Below are 4,448 nucleotides of genomic sequence, written 5' to 3' on the forward strand. Positions count from 1 at the left end.
CGAGCGCGGCCTCGAGCCCTTCCCAGCGATCCGTGGCGACCGGGCCGGGATTGACCGTGTTCACCCGGATTCCGTGCGGGGCGTACTGCTCGGCGATCGAGGAGGCGAAGTTGATGTCCGCCGCGTTCGCCGCACCCGCGGTCAGTTCCCAGTAGCTCTGTTTGAGCCCGTCGTTGCCGACCACGAGCACGATGCTGCCCTCCCCGCGTTCGCGCATGTGCCCGACGACCGCGCGCACCGAGCGCACATAGCCGAGGAACTTCAGCGAAAGGCTGGCGAGCCAGTCCTCGTCGCCGAGGTCCTCGAGCAGCCCGCCCGGTGAACTTCCCGCGCAGGTGACGAGGATGTCGATGTGCCCGAACTCGGCGATCGCCGCGCGCACGCAGGACTCCACGTCCTCGGTGACGCTCATGTCCCCGGTCAGCGGGAGCACCCGGCGCCCGCTCGCGGCGGCGACATCCGAGGCGGCGCGTTCCAGATCGGCCGCGGTGCGTGCGGTGAGCGCGAGATCGCAGCCCTCCGCGGCGAGCAGCCGGGCCGTCTCCAGACCGATTCCCTTGCTCGCCCCGGTGATCAGTGCGACCTTGCCGGACAGTCCGAGATCCATTCCTGCTCCTTCACTGGTTCCGCGTGCCGAGTGCCCGCCGCATCAGCTTGCCCATGCTGTTGCGCGGCAGGTCCGGCACGAGATGGATGTGTTTCGGGCACTTGTATTTCGCGAGTCTTGCCGCCGCGTGCGCGAGCAGTTCCGCCTCGCCGGGCCGGGTTCCCTGGCGCGGCACGACCCAGGCGGTGACCTCCTCGCCCCAGCGCGCCGAGGCCACCCCGGCGACCCCGGCCTCGGCGACATCCGGATGCGCCTCGATGGCGAGCTCGACCTCGCGCGGGTAGACGTTGAGCCCGCCGCTGATGATCAGCTCCTTCTTCCGCCCGCTGATCCGCAGATGGCCGGATTCCGGATCGAACTCGCCGAGATCGCCGGTGCGGAAGAAGCCGTCCTCGGTGAACGCCTCGGCGCTGGCCTCCGGGCGGTTCCAGTACCGGCGGAACACCTGCGGACCGGCGACCGCGATCTCGGCGTCCTCCAGCAGCCGCAGCCGCACCCCGGGCAGCGGGAGCCCGACGGTGCCGGGCTGGCGTCCGCCCGCATACGGGTTCGCCACGTTCAGCCCGCTTTCCGTGGTGCCGTAGCGTTCCAGCGGGATCTGGCCGAACACCTCGCCGAGCGCCGCGCAGTCCGCGGCGTCCAGTGGGGCCGAGCCGGAGACCACCAGGCGGGGACGGACCCGGGCGAGCGCGGCCAGCTGATCCGGCTCGGCGAGCAGGCGGCGGTAGATCGCGGGCACCCCGAACAGCACCGTGGCCCGGGATTCGAGGACGTGCGCGGTGAACTCGGCCGGATCGAACCGGGGGAGCAGCACCGCGGTGGACCCGGCGAGCAGGGTCGCGTGCAGTCCGCCGAGCCCGTGCTGGTGCGAGAGCGGTAGCGCGTGCACGAGCACATCCCGGGGCGACCACTGCCAGGCCGCCATGACCGCGCGGATCGAGGAGTACAGGTTCGCCTGGGTGAGCACGACGCCCTTGGGGACTCCCGTGGTGCCCGAGGTGTACGCGAGTACGGCCGGGTCGTCCGGCACGGCAGGCGTCGCGGGCACCGGATCGCCTGCCGGGAGCGGCTGTTCGGCGCTGACCCGCAGCGGGGTGTCGAGTGCGCGGTCGTCCGGCAGGATCGCCGCGCGTGCTTCGCTGTCGGTGTACAGGTGCCGCAGTTCCGCGTCGGTGTAGGCCGGATTCGCCAGCACGACGACCGCGCCGATCCGGTGCAGCGCGAGGTAGGCGAGCACGAACCCGGTGGAATTGGGGGCACACAACAGGACCCGATCGCCCTTGGTGATGCCCTGGGCCTGGAACCATCCGGCCACTGCGGCGCTGCGATGGTCGAGTTCCCCGTGGCTGAGCGTGACGAACCGGCCGTTCTCGTCGGGCAGCCGGACGGCCGGGTGCTCCGCACGGGCGGCAGCGGTGGCACCGTGGATCCTGGCGAGTCCGCCGCCGATTTCGGTGAGCCGGGCCACATCCATCATGAAAAATGGTATACCATATACTCGTGAAGCCAGCGAGCTACGAGTATCACCGGGCCCACGATCTGGAGCACGCGCTGGAACTGCTCGGCGAACTCGGCGAGGACGCGAAACCCCTCGCCGGAGGGCAGAGCCTGGTGCCGATGATGAATTTCCGGCTCGCCCGCCCGAGTGCGCTCGTCGACCTCACCCGGCTGGACGAGCTGCGCTATCTGCGCCCGGAGGGGGACGGGCTGCGGATCGGCGCGCTGACCACGCATCGGGCGGTGGAGAAGGCAACCGGGCTCGGCGGGTTCGGGGTGCTCTCCCGGGCCGCACGCTGGATCGGGCACTATCCGATCCGTTCGCGGGGCACCATCGGCGGCAGCCTGGCGCACGGGGACGCGACCGCCGAATGGTGCGTGCTCGCGGTGCTGCTGGACGCGCGGATCGTGCTGCGCGGCCCGCACGGGGAGCGCACGGTGCCCGCCGCGGAGTTCTTCCACGGATTCCTGAGTACCGCGGCCGAACCCGGCGAGCTGATCACCGAGGTGGTGTTCCCGCACCCGGCCCCGCGGGCCGCGCTCACCGAATTCGCGCAACGCCAAGGGGATTTCGGGCTCGTGGTGGTCGCGGTGGCGCTGGAGACCGAGGACGGGCACTGCCGCTCGGCCCGGGTCGCCGCGGGCGGGGTCGGCTCCGCGGCGCAGCGGCTGCCCGCGGCGGAACAGGCGCTGGCGCGAACGGAACTGACCGAGCGGGCGCTCACCGAGGCGGCGCGGGCCGGGGTCGCCGAGCTCGAGCCGCCGGAGGACATCCACGCGAGCGCCGAATACCGCCGCACCCTCACCGCGACCCTGCTGCGCCGCGCCTGTCTGGAGGCCAGTGCATGAGCTGGGTCGGTAAAGCCTTGGCGCGCAAGGAGGATCACCGGCTGCTGCGCGGGCGCGGCCGGTTCACCGCTGATGTGCGCCGCCCTGGACTGCTGCACGCGGCCTTCGCGCGCAGCCCGCTCGCCTCGGCCCGGATCGGGGCGGTGCGGGCACCGGACGCGCTCGCGGTGCGCGGGGTGCATGCGGTACTCGACGCCGGAACCCTCGGCTGCGCCGATGTCCTCGCCGCGCTGCACCGTCCGGAGTTCGTGCCCACCGCGATGCCGGTGCTGGCCCGCGACCGGGTCCGCTATGCCGGGGAACCGTTCGCGATCGTGCTCGCCGAGGACGCCTACGCCGCCGAGGACGGGGCCGAACTGGTCGCGGTGGACCAGGATCCGATCGAGGCGCTGGCCTCCATGCCCGCCGCGCTGGCCGGGGCGCCCCTGCACGAGGGGCTGACCGCGAACACCTTCCTGGACGTGTTCCCGTTCGAGGATCCGGAGATCGAACGGGTCTTCGCGGGCGCGCACACCGTGGAGCTGGAATTCCGCAGCGCCCGGGTGGCCGCGCTGCCCATGGAAGGGCGGGCCTGCCTCGCCGAATGGGACGAACGCGAGGACCAGCTGGTGGTCACGGTTTCCACCCAGGTGCCGCACCAGGTGCGCACCGCGATCGCGGAATCGCTGCGGCTGCCCGAACGACAGGTCCGGGTGCTCGCCCCGGATGTGGGCGGCGGATTCGGGCTCAAATGCGTGGTCGGGCGCGAGGAGATCGCGGTCGCCGCGGCCGCGTACCGCACCGGGCACGCCGTGGCCTGGTTCGAGGACCGGGTGGAGAACCTGACCGCGAGCTTTCACGGGCACGAACAGTGGCACCGGGTGCGGGCGGCGTTCGACGAACAGGGCCGGCTGCTGGCCCTGGACGCGGACATCCGCTGCGATGTCGGGGCGTACTCGGCGTTCCCGTTCACCAGCGGGGTGGAACCGCTGATGGCGGCCACCGAACTGCCCGGGGCCTACCGGGTGCCGCGCTACCGGGCGCGGGCGCGCGGGATCGCCACGAACAAACCACCGACCGCGCCCTATCGCGGGGTGAGCCGCCCGCAGATCGTCGCGGTGATGGAAGGGGTGATGACCGAGGCGGGCAGGCAACTTGGCATCGACCCGCTCGAGGTGCGCAGGCGGAACCTGATCACCGAGTTCCCCTACACCGGGGTCAACGGGATCACCTACGATCCCGGCTCCTATTCCGAATCCCTGGATCGCTGCGCGGAACTGCTCGCGAGTGAGGAACGCGGTCCGCTGCGCGGGATCGGGTTCGCCTGCTTCAACGAGCGCACCGGATACGGCACCGAGGCGTTCGCGGCCAGGAAAATGGAGTTCACCCCCGGCTACGAGATCGCGAACGCGCGGATGGATCCCAGCGGCACGGTCACCGTGACCACCGGGACCTCCGCGCACGGCCAGGGCCACGAGACCACGCTCGCCCAGGTGACCGCGGACCGGCTCGGGCT

At 71.8% G+C, this 4,448-nt stretch carries 4 protein-coding genes; 2 read left to right on the plus strand and 2 right to left on the minus strand.

Going from position 1 to position 4,448, the window contains the following annotated elements:
* A partial coding sequence (locus AD72_RS34815; RefSeq protein WP_031470915.1) for an SDR family NAD(P)-dependent oxidoreductase occupies nucleotides 1–607 on the minus strand: 607 nt, incomplete at its 3' end.
* Between the two features lie 10 nt (nucleotides 608–617).
* Nucleotides 618–2,084, minus strand: a complete 1,467-nt coding sequence (locus AD72_RS34820; protein WP_037348429.1) for a class I adenylate-forming enzyme family protein — start codon at nucleotides 2,082–2,084, stop codon at nucleotides 618–620.
* 23 nt (nucleotides 2,085–2,107) lie between these two features.
* Here AD72_RS34820 and AD72_RS34825 point away from each other — a divergent pair, with 23 nt between their 5' ends.
* Together AD72_RS34825 and AD72_RS34830 are read left to right on the plus strand one after the other, a co-directional pair.
* Complete coding sequence (locus AD72_RS34825; RefSeq protein WP_031470917.1) at nucleotides 2,108–2,953, plus strand: FAD binding domain-containing protein; 846 nt, start codon at nucleotides 2,108–2,110, stop codon at nucleotides 2,951–2,953.
* Nucleotides 2,950–4,448, plus strand: a 1,499-nt coding sequence (locus AD72_RS34830; protein ID WP_037348430.1) for a xanthine dehydrogenase family protein molybdopterin-binding subunit, incomplete at its 3' end; no start/stop codon positions are given. The genes AD72_RS34825 and AD72_RS34830, both read left to right, overlap by 4 nt.

The organism is Sciscionella sediminilitoris, from assembly GCF_000737195.2.
In the GTDB taxonomy this organism is placed as follows: domain Bacteria; phylum Actinomycetota; class Actinomycetes; order Mycobacteriales; family Pseudonocardiaceae; genus Sciscionella; species Sciscionella sediminilitoris.